The 500-nt window shown below is 44.6% G+C and carries 1 pseudogene; it reads left to right on the top strand.

From position 1 onward, the window contains the following. A pseudogene (locus R7R78_RS29925) lies at nucleotides 1–383 on the top strand (AraC family transcriptional regulator); the annotation flags it as partial. Nucleotides 384–500: the final 117 nt, after the last annotated feature.

The raw sequence follows: 500 nt of genomic DNA on the forward strand, positions 1-500 counted from the left end.
TTTCTGTGCGTTTGAATGATGCATTTGCTCAACAGGCCGGTTTTATCAAACCATCAATTTTGCTGAAAGCCTTAATTGAAAAGTTGGCGAAGACGGAGACGCGTTCTGATATCCAGTTAGATTTGCTCGCTGTGGTTAAACACGAAGTACTGGCGATTTCACCAAATCTATCAAACTCGGCACTCAGCCAAGCAATCAATCAGTGGAAGCCAGGATGCGAAGCTCGCATTTCGAGAGAGCTTTGTTTGGTGCTTACGCTGCGCGAAGCAAGAAAAATGAAGTTGTCTGGGAAAAAGGAATCTCAAATTGTTGAGCACTTGTTTGCTGGCAACACAGAAGAATACGAACAGCTTTGCTTTCTAGTGTTTGGTGAGGCGCTATAAGTCAGCGGTGTATAGCGTTTTCTCACACGAGACTCACACAAGATCAAAAAGGGCGTACTTTGCGGTACGCCCTTTTCTTATTCTTTGCCTCACGTAGGGTCACATATTTCCCCAAGT

The organism is Vibrio sp. 2134-1 (assembly GCF_033339495.1).